Origin of the sequence: Alishewanella sp. SMS8 (genome assembly GCF_030737935.1) — a bacterium.
In the GTDB taxonomy this organism is placed as follows: Bacteria; Pseudomonadota; Gammaproteobacteria; order Enterobacterales; family Alteromonadaceae; genus Alishewanella; species Alishewanella maricola.
The window spans coordinates 40203-55946 of record NZ_JAPJEA010000007.1; the positions used below are offsets into that span (position 1 = coordinate 40203).

General features: G+C 44.2%; 12 protein-coding genes and 3 pseudogenes. 1 reads left to right on the forward strand and 14 read right to left on the reverse strand.

Annotated features, from left to right (window positions below; genetic code table 11):
• Positions 1–77: 77 nt before the first annotated feature.
• The 10 genes and pseudogenes from ORJ01_RS15280 to ORJ01_RS15320 form a co-directional block, all read right to left on the reverse strand.
• The gene (locus tag ORJ01_RS15280; RefSeq protein ID WP_306178778.1) at positions 78–956 is read right to left on the reverse strand and encodes an NAD(P)-dependent oxidoreductase; all 879 of its coding nucleotides are present in this window, start codon (positions 954–956) and stop codon (positions 78–80) included.
• Positions 957–1650: 694 nt separating this feature from the next.
• The gene (locus tag ORJ01_RS15285) at positions 1651–2670 is read right to left on the reverse strand and encodes a helicase-related protein (RefSeq protein WP_371930782.1); all 1020 of its coding nucleotides are present in this window, start codon (positions 2668–2670) and stop codon (positions 1651–1653) included.
• Between the two features lie 18 nt (positions 2671–2688).
• Positions 2689–4092 carry a DEAD/DEAH box helicase family protein gene (locus tag ORJ01_RS15290; RefSeq protein ID WP_306178780.1) on the reverse strand — a complete coding sequence of 468 codons (1404 nt, stop codon included), beginning with the start codon at positions 4090–4092 and terminating at the stop codon, positions 2689–2691.
• On the reverse strand, positions 4059–4640 hold the full coding sequence (locus ORJ01_RS15295; RefSeq protein ID WP_306178781.1) for a bifunctional 2-polyprenyl-6-hydroxyphenol methylase/3-demethylubiquinol 3-O-methyltransferase UbiG: 582 nt from the start codon (positions 4638–4640) through the stop codon (positions 4059–4061). Before ORJ01_RS15295 ends, ORJ01_RS15290 begins: the two co-directional genes overlap by 34 nt.
• 96 nt (positions 4641–4736) lie before the next feature.
• Entirely contained in the window at positions 4737–4934 is a 198-nt protein-coding gene (locus ORJ01_RS15300; protein ID WP_306178782.1) for a hypothetical protein, read from the reverse strand.
• Between the two features lie 318 nt (positions 4935–5252).
• A complete protein-coding gene (locus tag ORJ01_RS15305) occupies positions 5253–7301 on the reverse strand; it encodes a TonB-dependent receptor (protein ID WP_306178783.1) in 2049 nt (682 codons plus the stop codon).
• A gap of 483 nt (positions 7302–7784) precedes the next feature.
• Positions 7785–8342, reverse strand: a complete 558-nt coding sequence (locus tag ORJ01_RS16215; protein ID WP_371930783.1) for a methyl-accepting chemotaxis protein — start codon at positions 8340–8342, stop codon at positions 7785–7787.
• Positions 8319–9080: pseudogene (locus tag ORJ01_RS16220) on the reverse strand (PAS domain-containing protein); the annotation flags it as partial. The gene ORJ01_RS16215 and the pseudogene ORJ01_RS16220, both read right to left, overlap by 24 nt.
• Positions 9081–9231: 151 nt before the next feature.
• Positions 9232–9600: a hypothetical protein gene (locus ORJ01_RS15315; RefSeq protein WP_306178785.1), complete on the reverse strand. Its 369-nt coding sequence runs from the start codon at positions 9598–9600 to the stop codon at positions 9232–9234.
• A gap of 376 nt (positions 9601–9976) precedes the next feature.
• Positions 9977–10735 (reverse strand): annotated as a pseudogene (locus ORJ01_RS15320) (IS5 family transposase).
• A gap of 294 nt (positions 10736–11029) precedes the next feature.
• On the opposite strand from ORJ01_RS15320, the pseudogene ORJ01_RS15325 reads away from it, so the two are divergent.
• Positions 11030–11238: pseudogene (locus ORJ01_RS15325) on the forward strand (hypothetical protein); the annotation flags it as partial.
• A gap of 67 nt (positions 11239–11305) precedes the next feature.
• On the opposite strand, the gene ORJ01_RS15330 reads toward ORJ01_RS15325, so the two are convergent.
• From ORJ01_RS15330 to ORJ01_RS16225, 4 genes are all read right to left on the reverse strand, one after another.
• Positions 11306–12700, reverse strand: coding sequence for an alpha-amylase family glycosyl hydrolase (locus ORJ01_RS15330; protein ID WP_306178786.1), 1395 nt, complete (start codon positions 12698–12700; stop codon positions 11306–11308).
• Between the two features lie 139 nt (positions 12701–12839).
• Complete coding sequence (locus ORJ01_RS15335; protein WP_306178787.1) at positions 12840–13070, reverse strand: OprD family outer membrane porin; 231 nt, start codon at positions 13068–13070, stop codon at positions 12840–12842.
• Positions 13071–13570: 500 nt separating this feature from the next.
• On the reverse strand, positions 13571–15208 hold the full coding sequence (locus ORJ01_RS15340) for a methyl-accepting chemotaxis protein (RefSeq protein WP_306178788.1): 1638 nt from the start codon (positions 15206–15208) through the stop codon (positions 13571–13573).
• A 356-nt stretch (positions 15209–15564) separates the two neighbouring features.
• A complete protein-coding gene (locus ORJ01_RS16225) occupies positions 15565–15738 on the reverse strand; it encodes a hypothetical protein (RefSeq protein WP_371930778.1) in 174 nt (57 codons plus the stop codon).
• Positions 15739–15744 lie beyond the last annotated feature (6 nt).

Here is a 15744-nt window from a genome sequence, read left to right on the forward strand (position 1 = left end):
TGCTGCTTTAAAAACGAGCGACTGTCCTCTTCGAGGAATGTATAGCTCGGATAGCGTCGACAGGCTGACAAATCGCGCTATTTGTTAAGTTCGCGGTAGTAATCGAAGATCTCTGGCACGTTGCCGTTGCCCATGCCAGCATCGAATGCGGCTTGCAAATCACTTGATGAGCCCTTGGCAATCTTTGATTCGGTGCCAAGGTCTTCAACCATTTGCAGGAAATAGCCAAGGTCTTTGTTAGCATTAGCCAGTGAAAACCCAAGATCACTCACATTGTCTACTGCATAGTGCTTACAGAACTTCATAAAGGGTGAGCTGGAAGGCCCGGTCGACATAATGTCGAATAGTTGTTGCCGATTAACACCAGCACGATCAGCAATAGCAAATGCCTGAGACATGGCGCAAACGGTTGTCATACCAACGAAGTTGTTGATAAGTTTTGTGGTGTGGCCTGCACCCAATTCGCCCAAATAAAACACGTTTTCGCCTTGATCTTGCAACACCGGCTGCACTTTGTTGAAGGTTTCCTGGTCACCGGCAGCCATAATATTCAGTAAGCCATCTTTAGCGTGTGCCGGTGTACGACCTAGGGGGGCGTCGATCATACCCGCGCCTTTTTTGGCGAGGTCAGCACCGATTTTGCGCGTTGACGCTGGAATAGAGGTACCAAAGTCTACCAGTACTGCCCCGGCTTTAATGCCTGCGAGAATACCCTCTTCACCGTAAACCACTTTTTCAACAATAGCTGAGGTGGTGAGACAAAGCATGACGATATCAACTGATGCGGCCAGTTCCTTTGCCGTGCTGGCTGTAGATGCACCTCTGGCAACACAGGCTGCAACTGCGTCTTTGTTAAGATCCATTACCGTCAGCTGATAACCTTTTTTCTGTAGATTTTCGACCATGTTGCCGCCCATAAGGCCAAGGCCGATGAAGCCGATCGTTGGTTTTGACATTGTTCACCCCTAATTTTTTTGCTGCACTGACAATGGTGCAAAGAAACGTTTGTACACCACAAAAAACTGTGTTGTTGCATTGTTGCAACGCGTAAATGCTGTTGTAGAACTAACAGGTACCGACCGTAAATTGCTTGTCTAAAGTCATAAGCTTACCACCCGGTATGACAGCAAAGCTATTTATTTCTTGCCAATTTGTCAACCAATTTCTTGGTTAAATTATGGTGAAAGCACTTAAACATAGCTTACCAAAAGTAAAAATGAGCGGAGTAAAGACACAAAAACCCCTTTTCAATTAATGAAAAAAAGCCTGCCCCCTCTCTGCTAACCCACGATTTTAAAGGGAAGTTAAGATAAATTATTTTAATTAGTGAGATAAGGAGCAAGGTAACCACCAAAACACTGCCATGCGGCGAGCGCAAACTTTGTGGTAATAACTAAAATCGGATATTGGTAAGATAGTTGTGTGCATCTAGCGACGACATTCATGCAAAATACCAAGATGTGGCCGCCGCATGTCGGTTTAATGCGGCAGCTATTGCCAAGCGAACACCATTTCAACCCGGCATAACACTCCAATAAGAGACATTGCGGTGGTTCGAGGAAGTGCAATTTTGGTGGCAACATGTCGATTTAACCCAGCGAACTGCTTTTTAGCCAACTCGATTTTGCCTACTAAGGTGTTTAAGATTTATCAAACCAGGGCATCACGCAATAAATATTGCGCTAATCGCAGGTCAATTAACTCATGTGTTAACGCCGTGAGCGCTTCAATATCAGCAGGACGAACCTCAAAGTTAGCGGCAAACCGCCCTGCATTCAAAACAAACCAAGGCTTGCTAGCCGCTTTATCTTGCTTGGCATAAAAATGGATCGGGTTCTTATACCAATACTGATGCCATTTTTCACTGTTATTGTCTTGCCTAAGTGCAGCGGGAACGTCTTTCTCTACTAAATCTGGCCGCCGCCAAATTTGTTGCCGGCTTTGTTTAGCTAATTGGTGAGTACTAACAGGCGCACTAAACCCATCTAACGCTAAAAAAGCCCGCAGCAAGATCATTTTAAAACATTTGTTTATGCCGGTCGTTTCGACCCCCTCGCGTAACCAACTGCCATAACGTTCAAGCAGCAACGCCATTTCAGCATCTTCAGTTTGCTCTGCTACTAAGTTAAACCAGCTACCGTGTTTATCTCGCACTTTTTTGATATCGAACCCCGCTAGCACAAACTCTGCCGCCGTGGGGCGATGCCCAAGCTCTAACTGCAATTGTTGAAAATCTTCAGCCGCCGTGTTTTTCATGTTACGCACAAGCTGCTGCCAAAAGTTGACAACCTCAGGTGCAAAATTAATATAACAACCTGGCGCAATCACCGGCTGCTTTGCCAATGTGCTAATAATGGCTTTAACACCACTCACGTTATACAGCGCTGCCGGTTTATTTAAAAATGACTGATGATTACCAATAAAATCAAGCACCACCACATGCGTTTTGCCGACGTGTTCAGCTTGGCGTAACCCACGACCTAATTGTTGTAAAAACAAAATCTTTGACTCTGTTGGCCGTAACATCAACACCGTATCAATAGCGGGTAAGTCAGTTCCCTCGTTGAATAAATCAACCGAAAACAGCACACTCAACTGCGCTTGCTGCAATAAGCTTAATGCTTCATTGCGCCTTAATGCGCTGCCTTGATAAACCGCAGCCGCAGCGATGCCCTGCGCATTAAAATACTAGGCCATGTAATCGGCGTGTCGGCGTGACACACAAAAGGCCAAGGTGCGCTGTTGTTTGTGTTTTTGCCAGTGCTCAAAAATGTGTGCAGTCCGCTTGCGCGTAGCAAAAGCGCTGTCTAAAGCTTTGGGATCAAACTTACCACTGCGCCAGGGGATCTCTTGGTAATCAACAAACTGATCGTAAATGCCATAATAATGAAATGGCACCAAAATACGGCTTTCGATGCCATGCACAAGATTGCGTTCAAACACCAAATTGTTATCACACAGCGCCAGAATATCCGCCTGATCACTGCGCTCAGGCGTGGCGGTTAGCCCCAACAGAAATTCAGGGGTAAAATAATGTAACAATGCCTGATAACTGGGGCTGGCAGCATGATGAAATTCATCGACAACCACATAATCAAAGTGATCAGGTTTAAACTGCTGCAAGTGCGCTACTTTACTTAACGTTTGGATAGACGCGAATAACAAGTCAGCCTCGGGTGCTTTTTCTGAACCGAGATATAAACCACTACTTTTATTCGGGTTTAACTGACTAAAGCTTTGCTGCGCTTGCAATAAGATTTCTTCACGATGGGCCACAAAAAGCACACGTTTGGCGGCCAATTGCTTGGCGTCAAACGCTGCCAGCCAAGTTTTACCCATGCCGGTTGCAAGAACCACTAAGCCGCGCTTATAACCTTGTTGCCGACTTTCTGTTAACGCCGCTAATGCTAACATCTGTGCCTCATTGGGCGTAAAACGCGGCTCTTCTTCAATAACCGCATCCACTAACTGTAAGCGTTGTTGTTTATTTTGTTGGTAGCGCTGCAAATAAGCCGCCCATCGTGCTTCTGTTAGTGGCTGGCTTTGTGGGTGACTAAATATGGCAACAAATTGTTGGCGAATATCAGTAAACTGACACTCAACAGCATATTTCTGCTGAAAATCATGGCGTAATGTCCACTCATGAGAATTTAACAGTGCTGTACGGCTAATGTTATTGGAGCCAATATAAGCGCAGCCCTCTTCCATCACCCCCTCATAGCCTTTGACAAAGATATAGGCTTTCATATGAAACGGCGTGTTAGCTTGGCAACAAAACAGCTTCACTTGGGCGCCTTGCTCGCAAAGCAGCAACAGCTGGCGTAATGCCTCTGGCGAGGTGATATGCAAATAATCAGAGGTCAGTATTTTGATTTTAGCGCCAGCGCTTAACGCATCGGTTAACGCTGGCAACAGCAACTGCAACCCCGATGGCTGAATAAACGACACACTGATTTCCACTTCTGTCGCGTGATTAATTGCCGTTAATAACTTGGGTAATAGCGGGTCATTTTCGCCACCTGTAGTAAGCACCTTGCCTTGGAATAACTGCTGCACCATCAGGCAGTTTTCACCAAAATCGCGTTTAACCATTGTTCGTCAGCGCGATCTGGGCGTGCATCGGCGGTGATCCAAACTTTTTTTATACGCAAACCAGCGCCCTCTAAAAACGCAGCCAAGCGCGCCTCATTGGCGTTAGTAAATTGCCGCCCTGCCTTAGCATAGTCGTTGTCACCATACTTATATGAGCAGTACAGGATCCCTTCGGGTTTTAACCATTGCGCTAAATGCTGAAACGTAGCTTGCTGCTCAACTTTAGGCACATGCAACAGCGAGGCACACGCCAAAATAGCATCAACGTTGATCGGAGGGGTAAAGCGAAGAAAGGTACTATGTGCCACCGCGATACCGGTAACTTGTTCAGCGATGTCGACCAGCGCCTTACTGGCATCAAAGGCCAATACCTGAAACCCTTTAGACAGGAAAAAGCGACTATCCCTACCTGCACCGCAACCGGCATCGACGATAACACTACCCGGCGCCAGCAGCGGCAAAAACTCGTCATAAAGCAACGTTATATCGACACTGAGGGTGTCATGCGCAAAGCTCGCAGCTTGCTGATCGTAATAACTCACCGACATAAAACCGTCTCAATCCATGATATTATTTAGTATTATCAATAAAATGTGATTTGAGCAACGTATAAATCTGCTCGATAAAGTCATTTTGAACCGTGCTTAGCCTGCTTTCATCAACATCACTATCGCCATATCAACCACCCACCCGCCGCCAGCAACACCATAGCCTGCATTCATGCGCTTACGAATGTATTCTCTTTGTTTTTTTAACTCATTACATTGCGCTTGAGAATACTGAGTTGAAGCGATTAGGGGGTTATGAAAAAGCATGAGTACTGCAACCAATATCCATTTCATGTTCGGGCTCCTTGCCTTCAGTCAATTCAACACTCTTCATTATTGAATGGGGCTCGATCAGTTCGCAATAGCGCTTTTGTGATTTAGAGCCCTACAAATATGTTACAAAATCGGGAATTTAACTGTCGTATCCGATGAGTTCTAGTGTCGAATTTTTCGACACTTTATAGATGATTTTAGGTATTAGCACTACTTTAAATACCCACACTATTCACGCCATGAACCAAACTCAATTCTTTGTTACGCTATAGCGTGAATTGACAAAAACATCCTGTGATTTTGGTCATTCGTGATTTTTATTTCGTTATTGAGGTAATTTTAAAAAGCATAAGTTGCACTAATCCTTACGGTTCTTGGCTCCATAGGGTGTATATGACGATCTTCAATGCCTTCTGCAGCTTCATTGTTTAATCTTGACGCATAAAAGTATTCTATATCACTGGCTTTGCTGTTCAGTATGTTAAGAAGATCAATTGAAACACGCCAATTTGACAAGTTGTATTTTAGATTACCATTTAGCACGGTAGACGATGCAGAACGTTGTTCATTAAAACTGTCTAGTGTGCGCTTACCAAAATGGCGCAGCCTTAGGCTCGTTTGCCAAACGTCATCCGCTTTATAAATAAGCCCCATGCTGAATACCATCGGTAATGAACCATCAATATACTCACCTTCATCAGTTGCTTCTTCGGTAAACCGTGAGCGAGTAAGTGCGAGTTCAGTATCTATACTCCAGCTGTTATTCAACCAATAATATGCTGCAATCTCTAAACCATAGCGTCGTGATGCACGGCTAGGCTCATTGGTACCCGCATCACCCACATATAATAATTCTGAGTCCATATCTAAGTACCATAATGCTGCTGAAGCATTGAAGGTAACGCTATCAAAATAACGAATGCCAAGCTCGGCGCCATTGCTACGCACTAAAAAATCAACCGGCTCAACGGCTTCATCCGTCTGGGGTACGCGAGTTGCAGTAGTGCCGCGAGCATCATTTGAATGAAAACCTTGCCCCACATTAAAATAGCTTTGCCAATTTGGGCTCATTTGATAACTAAGGCCGCCTTTAAACGACACAATGCCTTCGGATGACTTACCGCTATTTGCCTCTTCGTTACTGTCTACACGGGCGCGCATCACATCATAACGGGCACCAATATGCAGCAGCCATTGCTCGGTTAACGCAAAAGTGTTTTGGTTAAACAAGCCAATGCTACGTTGTAATACTGCATCTTCACGCACGGTATTCAGTCTTTGGCGGGCTTGCGTATTGTAAAGTCCTACCTCGGCAATATCATCAATGCGGGTTTGCACGCCTACAACATACTCCGCAGCAATACTGCCGATATCTCGATGCCAATTACGGCTTATTTCCCCACCATAAATTGTACGAGAATCGGTTTGTTCAAACTGATCGCCATTCACAGGGTCAGCCAAGAAGTAGGTAAAGTTTGACCATAAATCGAGTTCTGAGCGAATAATATAAGCGTTTGCCTGCCAGTTATCGTTGAACCAACTGCCAGACAGGCTATAGCGCGAGCTATCTCCCCCCAAGGTATTGTCAAGTGAACCAAAGCGACCAATCAAGCCATCGTTAATAGCTCGCTGAGGCACTTGGTCAGCCGCGTTCCAGCTATTGTCATATGCCATAACAGTAAGTGCAAACTGCCCGTTTTCAAGGCGCTGACTGTAACGACTTAGCAGGTTTACTTTACGCGTGTTTTCAGAAATATCTTGCCATGGGCCATCATAGCCTTGCAGCTCTGACGCTAATAACAAATTGCCCTGAGCGGTATTTAAGCTGCCTTTTGCTAAAACACGTTGATAGGCATTCTCTCCAAGCGTCAAAGAGATTTCATTAGGGGTAGTATTTTGCAAGCCAAAACGTGCTGAGCCTGCGGCAGAAAAATCGCCGCTGTTGGCGAGGTAGGTGCCTTTTTGATAATCAATTTGGCTGATAATCTCGGGGATAATAAAGTTTAAATCGGTATAACCTTGGCCATGACCATGGCTGCGCATATTGACTGGCATTCCATCCACAAAGTTGGAAAAGTCCGTACCATGATCTAAATTAAAGCCCCTTAAAAAATATTGGTTAGATTTGCCGCTACCACTATGCTGTGTCACAACCATACCGGGAATAAATTCTAAAATTTCTCCAGTGCGCAATAAAGGACGATCTAAAATCTCGGCATTACCGATAATGCCTTCAGATGCGCTACTGCTGTGACCCAGTAAGTCTATCTGCCGGCCTTTAATTAAAATATTCTCTATGGCATGTGATGACAAAGGATCAGCTTGTAGGCTGTTAGAGTATGAAAACAGGCTGCAAACGCTAAAAATAAGAATAACGGGTTTATGCATGGTTTGCCCTTAACAGTCGGGTAATGGAAATACGTATAACTTATTTAGGGATGATAATGAAATAATAATCGCTATGAGTGAGTAGACAAGCTAGCGAAAAACTCGCTCAACTTACTAAACAATCATCCCAAAAAATGCCAGTAAGCAGAGCCACAGCTCGTGAATTAAATTTCTTTATAAATAAGCACTTAAACATGGAAAATCCGTAAATCAAGGTATTGCATGACAATGCCAACGGAAGCACTAAATTTAATTACTTCTTTATACTCGCTTTAACACTATACGGACCAAAGTACTAAGCGGCTATTTCTTTCAAACTAGTACCCAGAGCGCAGCATCATTCATCTGAAACATCAAGCCCAAAAGATCATTAGACATAGCTGAAAAAAACGAACTGAATTTCCAGTTTTGGCATACAGACGAACTTTACTAGGAGCGAAAAGCCGACATGAGCAGAAGATATTATATTTTTTTGCAAATAAGCTATTGTTTTAGGCTTGATATAATTTGTGCCATATTATCAACGCCATTTTTTACATCATTCAAGCCACGACTAACACCTGAAATTTTTATCTGTCCATCTTCGGATGCTGCTTGTATTTTGCCCATCTGGTTATAGATTTGCCCAATGAGTTGCGCATTACTATCAATCACATTTCCAATTTTGCTTGTAGCTTCACTGGTTCTTGCGGCTAGCGTTCTAACTTCATCTGCCACAACAGCAAAACCACGCCCAGATTCTCCCGCTCGAGCAGCCTCAATAGCAGCATTTAAGGCAAGCAAATTAGTTTGATCTGCTATCGACCGAATAGTGACCACGATGTCCTTTATTGAATTCGATTGCTCATTAAGCTGTTTGCTTACAGAGGTAGCACTATTAACTTCTTGAACAATAAGATCGGTTGTTCTAATCGCCTCTTCGAGGACGCTAGTTGCTTGCAGTGTTATTTGTGACGTTTGTTCAGAAGTTGCTGCTGCTTGCTCTGCGGCAGAATTCGCTTGCAAAATCCTACTGGTAACGTTGGCAGCAAACTTTACCACCTTTGTTACTTTTCCGTTACTATCTGCTATTGGGTTGTAAGTAGCTTCAAGCCAAACTGCCTGCCCAAGTTTATTTTTTCTTTCAAATAGCCCTGAAAATGGCTCACCTAAACTGATTTTTTTCCAGAAATTAGGATTCTCATCGTAGAACTGCGAATGACAGAAAATTTTATGATGTTTCCCAATTAGTTCGTCCTTCGAGTACCCCATAACGGAGAGAAATAACTCATTAGCATCTGCTATAACTCCATCAGGAGTAAACTCGATAATAGCAGTCGTATTGTCCATAGATTTAAATACAGCGTTCTGAAAGTCTAGCCTGAGTTTGTTAGCAGTGACGTCACTACAAATCTTAATTACTTTAAAAACTTGGCCTGACTGGTCTTTCACTGGAAAATAAGTGGCGTCCAAGAATAGAACCTTGCCAGTTTTAGTTCTTCGTTCAAAAATGTCAGTTTTACTTTGACCTTGGGCTAAGTCATCCCAAAAGCGTTTATATTCATTACTGTTAATATAATTTTTGTCACAAAGGATTCTGTGATGCTTACCAATTATCTCAGATTCTAAATAGCCACTAGCTTGAAGAAATAACTCATTTGCAAAACTAATATTACCTTTGTTATCAAACTCAATATATGCAACAAAATGCTTTATCGCATTGAGGTCTAAAGTTTGCTGTATTTCTCGGTCACGAATAACAGAATCTACAGTAGGCTCGTTTTTTTTGAACCATTTCATATAATAATCCAAAGCAATTCTTAATCGATTTATAAAATAGTAGCAAAAGTGTTCAACTGCAATAGGCGTAAAATGATATTCATAAGTAACTTTAGTATATGTGGTCTGAATTCAAGCAATATGACAAAGTACAAACATGACAATTTTACAACTAATTCAAGCAGCCCAATTCTCGCACTGTGATCCAATCATTCAATGTCTCAATACCTGAGCCATGAAATATTTTAATCATTTCTGATGGCGTTAATTGTTCAAAAGCGACAATCGGCTCAACGATATACCATGCCCATGCAACCTGATCCGAATTAAACCAAGGCCGCACCCGACGTAATAGTGCATGGTTCTCGATTAACCTCGTTTGCACTTTCGATTGCTTTACACGCTCTTGCCTTTTTAAAAACTGAGGAGGAAGATCAACAAAAGCAGCTAGGTGATCAATCGTAGTAAAAAACGCCTCTGCCCACACCTTTGGTTGCTCAATATCCTGCTCTGGTGCATTACCTACCTTGAAGGGCGTCAATTTACTTCCTCGTTGCGATTAACCACAAAACTTAATACAAAATTAGGTTGTTTAACGTAAAAAGTCTATTACACCAGTATTATAAGCAACACTTGCACTTATGTTATCGACTTTTAGTGAGGTAAAAAATCGCCGTAAGTATGCACAATATCGATAAAGCACTGCACTGAAGAGCATCACCATAAGTAAAAAAACGCCGTAGATGTGCGCTTGATATTAAGGCCTCTATACACTGGCACACTAAAGGTAAAAGTTAACAACAATCGTCTCAACGCTGGCGACTATTGGGGTTGTCATAGAACGCTTTCGACACAATACAGCGCTAATTTTTAAATGCTGCTTTACTAGAGGCTGTTGATCTTTGCTCAAATATCATTCAGCAATGTATTGGCAGCCATACCAGGACAAAGGCTAATGCGACATTACTGGCGTAGTTTCTTGCCAGTTTGTCGTAGCGAGTAGCTACAGCCCGATATTTTTTAATTTTTAAAAAGGCGTTCTCAACCAAGTGCCGATACTTATAAAGGCACCAGTCCATATGGCCATTCCCAGTTTTGCTGTTCTCTTTCCTCGGAATATTGGCCACGCAACCTTGAGCTTAAATAAATGCTCGTAAACTATCACTATCGTAGCCCTTATCGGCAGTGACATTACTTGATTTCGGGGCTGCTTCTATCAAGCGCTGAGCATGGACGATGTCATGTACTTGTCCACACGAGATTTCGAAGTAAACTGGAAGTCCACCGCTATCAACAGCAAGATGAATTTTTGTCGAATTGCCACCCCGGCTTTTTCCTATAGCTTCGCCTGCGCCACTTGCTGCACCGGTGCTATCCTGATGAGCCTTCACGATACTACCATCAATAAAGAGCCATTCAGGGTCATTATCAGACGAAATACTTTGAAACAGTTTTTGAAGTATCCCCTTTTTTGACCAGAGGTTAAAACGTCTAAAAACCGTGTTCCAACGGCCGAATTTTTCAGGCAGATCTCGCCATTGAATTCCAGTGCGCATCCGATACAGAATGCCTTCAAGCGTGTTTCTATGCTCATACTTATTGTAAACACGCCCCGTGTCTTTAAGGATTTGCTTTAGGGCATTCCAGGCTTTATCTGTTAACATAGTTCTTGGCATAGCAACGTCCGTTTTCGGTGGTATTTTTGATTTTTGGCGAAACCATTATACCTTGTTGCTATGCCGTTTAATTTTCGCTCAAAGATCAACAGCCTCTAGTTATACTCTACCTGGTGACTATTCTAGAGCCAAAAGTTAACAAAACGACGTTGCAGCATTTTAAAATCCAATCCTTTGATGCAACCTACGTAACACGTTTCTCGCTTTACCCACATATACCGCTTCACAGTTGTCTGCTTCACCCCCCGAACCACAAATCGCCTAAATCACGACTTTTCGAGTTAATCTTTAACGCAGGGCGAGCGACAGGTGACTATCGTCAAAGTGAGCATGTTTAAGGCGGATGTGGATACCAATCACTCACTGGCTGGCAAAACCCTAATTTCGCAATCGAAGTGCTAAACTTACGTGAGGCTACTGCAGAAGATATAGCGCGTGGCCACCTCCATGGTAAAGGCGGCCATCAGCACCCGCAGATAAAGGGTTTCAGTAAAAAGAGCTGATATATCTCAGTCTTGCACTGTCACACTGCAAGCATCTTTTATACTTTTTAAGTACCTCCGCTGAGTTCTAGCGATTCGCTACGAATACCCTATAGCTCCAAGCTGCCAGTTCTATACTAGTCTCGCTAGCAAAACTCTGTGGCTGTTGGCTAAAATAATCAGTATAGACACCATGGTGCAGCTGTAAATTAAAACTGACCTGATGCGATTCATCAGATAAATTAAAGATGGCAAACACCCGCTGCTGATCATTCTGGCGCACAAAACTCAAAACCTTGCGCTCAGCACTATTGTGCACTGGGAGCATTCGCGCGCCCCAGATCGAGTTCCAAAGTGGCCGGTAGGCTTTTTTAAGCGCTATCAGTTGGCGATACAACTCTCCGTTTTGATGTTGCTGCCAGACGATAGGGTCGCGTTCGAAAAACTCTAATCGCTTATCATAACCTGCTTCCTGACCGTTATAAATCATAGGAATACCCTCACTGACAAACGACAGCACCATCGCAGCAGGTAAGGCCGCGCCAAAACGCTCAAACTCGGTTCCTTCCCAGCTGTTCTGATCATGATTGCTGACGCCAAGCAAACGCATTACCTGTTGTGGGTAAAAACGCTCATTCCATGAATAGTAAACGTACAGCTGATGAGTATCCTTTTTACCCAGTGCAATATCATGCATGGCTGCGCCCCAAGTCCAGCCATAAGTCGCATCAAAGGCCTCAGCGTGAAAATCACGACCTTCGAATTCTGCCAACATGAATACCGGCTTGACCTGCTCCAAATCACGTCGTACCGCAACCCAAAAATCCAGTGGCACAAAGCCAGCAACATCAGCACGATAGCCGTCAACACCGAACTCTTCGACCCAGTAGCGCATCGCCTTGGCCATTTGCTGGCGCAACGCCGGCTGTGCATAGTCCAGCTCGATAATATCACTCCAGTCCCACCAGGGCGTCGGGCGGAAATCCCCTTTCCAGTCACGCAAGTACCATTCCGGATGTTGCGCAACCCAAACATTATCCCAGGCTGTATGATTGGCAACCCAGTCTAAGATAACATATAGCCCCAGTTCGTGAGCCGCAGCAACAAAGGCTTTAAAATCTGCTTTGCTACCAAACTCGGGATTCACATCAAAATAGTCTTTGACTGAATAGGGGCTACCCAGGCTACCTTTACGGTTTACTTCGCCAATAGGGTGGATCGGCATTAGCCAGATAATATCCACACCCAACGCTTTTAGCCGAGGTAACTGCGCCATCGCTGCCTGAAAAGTTCCCTCCTCACTGAATTGGCGGGTATTAAGCTGATAGATCACCGCATCCTTAGTCCACTCTGGATGGCTTAATTTTACATAAGGTGAGATTGTACCAATCACAGATCCCTCAGTTTTCTGCTCAATTGCCGGCTGGCAAGCTGCGATAAACAAAACCACTAACGCGACTCCAATTAAATTTAGCTGTTTCATACCCTGTCCTATAACATTTTGGTGTTGTTTTTTTAAGCTTACTTAAATGTTTAAGATAGGCAAGCTGAATACGAATGCAGCATGCACTCCGGTAAGTGGCAGAGATCTACCCCTTACCGGAGACGTTTGGATAACTGGGTTAATTGAAGGTCAGGTTGTTTTGCAGAATTAGCCTTTTCTCATCAACATAGGTGCGGTAATTGGCTCGAGCGGTGACATTGCGAAGGCGAAAGCTTAAACATTTTAACACGCCCTGCTGAATGCTGTAGGTCAGATCCAAGTCATGTTCAAAACCTTCACAATTAGTGACGCTGCCCACTCTGGCGCCATGGCTTTTGATATAACGCAGCGTGCTACTTAAACCCAGCATGCCGAAACTGCTATAACTCCATCAGGAGTAAACTCGATAATAGCAGTCGTATTGTCCATAGCTTTAAAGACAGACAGTTTAAAACAAACGATTTACGATAATTTTGGTCACAATTGTTGCACTTTGAGATTTTAATATTTTGACACTTGCACCACTTAGGGGGGACAGGTTCACACAGAGCCGAGTTGTAGAGGTGGCATGCCCTGACGTTAATGGCTACCACATCACCTAATAGCGAAAATCGACAAGACGACCATGGGTTTTATATTGGTATGTTAACGATGTATTTTTACTTCAACTCATTTACTCACAATTAATTTTTAGCTAGGCCTAGCGCAAACAGTTCACTCTTATTAAAAAAGTACGGCCTGCGGTAAAGTTCAAGAACATCATAGGAGCTGGCCTAGCCAAATATACATCCATTTTGCGTTGTATTGCCTGTTAAATGGTATCAAGAAAATAATGATCTACGTTAACAGAGAGGCTTGCTTTTCCTAGTACTAATTCACTGTAAACCGATGGCTCTCACCACGTAACTGTCCGGCCATGTTTTCCAGTTCAGCAGAGGTTGTATCTGCTTCATTCGAGCGCTGCTTGGTATCCATCGTCAGTGAATTTACCCTTAACAGGTTTTTGTCCATCTCTTGTACTACCGTGCTTTGCTCTTCGGTTGCGCTGGCGATTTGTAGCGTCATATCGGTTATTGCGCTTACTGACTGCATAATATCAGTCAGTGCTGCACCGGCTTTATCGGCCATGGCCACACCATGCTGCGCCTTGGTCACGCCGGCATTCATGGTGTTAACCGCATTGGCGGCACTGTGCTGCAACCGCTCGATCAGGTTTTTAATTTCAGTGGTCGAGCTTTGCGTACGTGCGGCCAGCGTGCGCACCTCATCTGCCACTACGGCAAAACCACGGCCCTGCTCGCCGGCACGCGCGGCTTCGATAGCCGCGTTAAGCGCCAACAGGTTCGTTTGCTCGGCAATAGCCTGAATAGTATCTAAAATAGCACCAATATTCTGACTTTCCTGCTGTACCTGGCTGATGGTAACAGAGGCATTATCCACTTCTGACGCAATTTCATTAATACTGTTGATCACTAAGCGCACTATCTTTTGCCCCTGCTCAGCATGTTGCTCTGACTGATGGGTCGCGTCGGAGGTGTTCTGCGCATGCTTTGCCACCTCTGCAATAGTGGAGGCCATTTCGTTCATGGCGGTGGCCAACTGTTCTATTTCTGCTACCTGACGCCGTAAATCAACATCGGTGCGACTGGTAATGTCCGATACTCGGGCGGCGTGCTCAGCTACCTGATCTGATTTTTGCACCAAATTGCTAATCAGCTGACGCAATTGCTGCTGCATGATATTAAACGCCTGCGCAGCCAAACCAACTTCATCGCGGCTTTGAATAACCAATGGCTCGCCCGTTAAGTTACCGGCAGCAATGGCTTCAGCACGTTGGGTGAGTTGTTTCATAGGTAAAGAGATAACCCGGCGCAGCCACAGGCCAAATAACACCGCAGCCAGCAGAGTTAACACCAACACGGCCCAAACCGCCCGCATAGCGTTACGATCAGTAACTTCTGCCTTTGCAATAATGGCGTCGCGCTCAGCCTGAAAAATAGTGTGCAGCTCGCCCAGCGCCTGTTGCACTTGTGTCAAAGCCGAAAGGGAGTCTTGCTGGTAAATAGCGGCACGTTGATCTGGGGCGGCTTGCGCAATACTGACGGCACTCTGATGTAACTGTTTGTGTGGTGCATCTATCGAATCTAATACCCGACGCAGCTCTTTGCTGCCATTTTTATACACGTCTGAGGCTTTAAATTGCTCGTACCAACGGCCAAAGGCGCATTGTTGCGGATTAAGTTGTCCGGCAAAAGACTGCTGCAACAAAATACTGTTCGCCAGCTGGTTAGCCCAAACCAAGTGATCGATTTCTTTTTCCAGCTGCAACACCGCCAGATTACGCTTATCTGCTGCACTGGCCCTTGCCGTATCCATTGCCAGCTGTGCCAGCTGCACCACTACGGCAACCACCAGCATTAGCACGCTAAGGCTGCCAAAACTAATAAACAGTTTTTTACCTATCGATAAACCGGTATAGGATAAGCTTGTTGTAGGACTAGCATGCATAACAACACCTTACAGAGGAATGAATTGCCTTACATTAGCAAAAATTAAAGATAAGATATTTGTTCTAACGCAATAATATAAGCAACATCGCTATGCATGTTGCACTAATTTGCTGCAACGCTTACTGTAAATTAATTAATTCTTTTTTGATATATGCTTATTCAAAGAAGAATATAAAATTCCCTACCAAGCTGCGCCTGCGACAGCGGCAACTAACATTCAGATGACGAAAACAACTACCTGAATTTTACTGTTAACAAGGGTGCCACCCCATGCTCCCAGATAAGTACCCACCATACTGTGGAGCCCAAACCAAATTAGATGCCGATAACTGATCCGCTTGTTAAAGACATTTGCTACGCTGCCCCAAGATTAATAAGAGCAACAATAGCTAACGAAGAAGCAATCGCTATTTCGGCAGGTTGTCCAACCAAATACATCAATACTGGAACATTTAGGATGGAGCCTCCGGATCCGAAGACGCCGAGGCTCAATCCAATTAGTGCAGCACCTAACAAAATATAGGTCACAATATT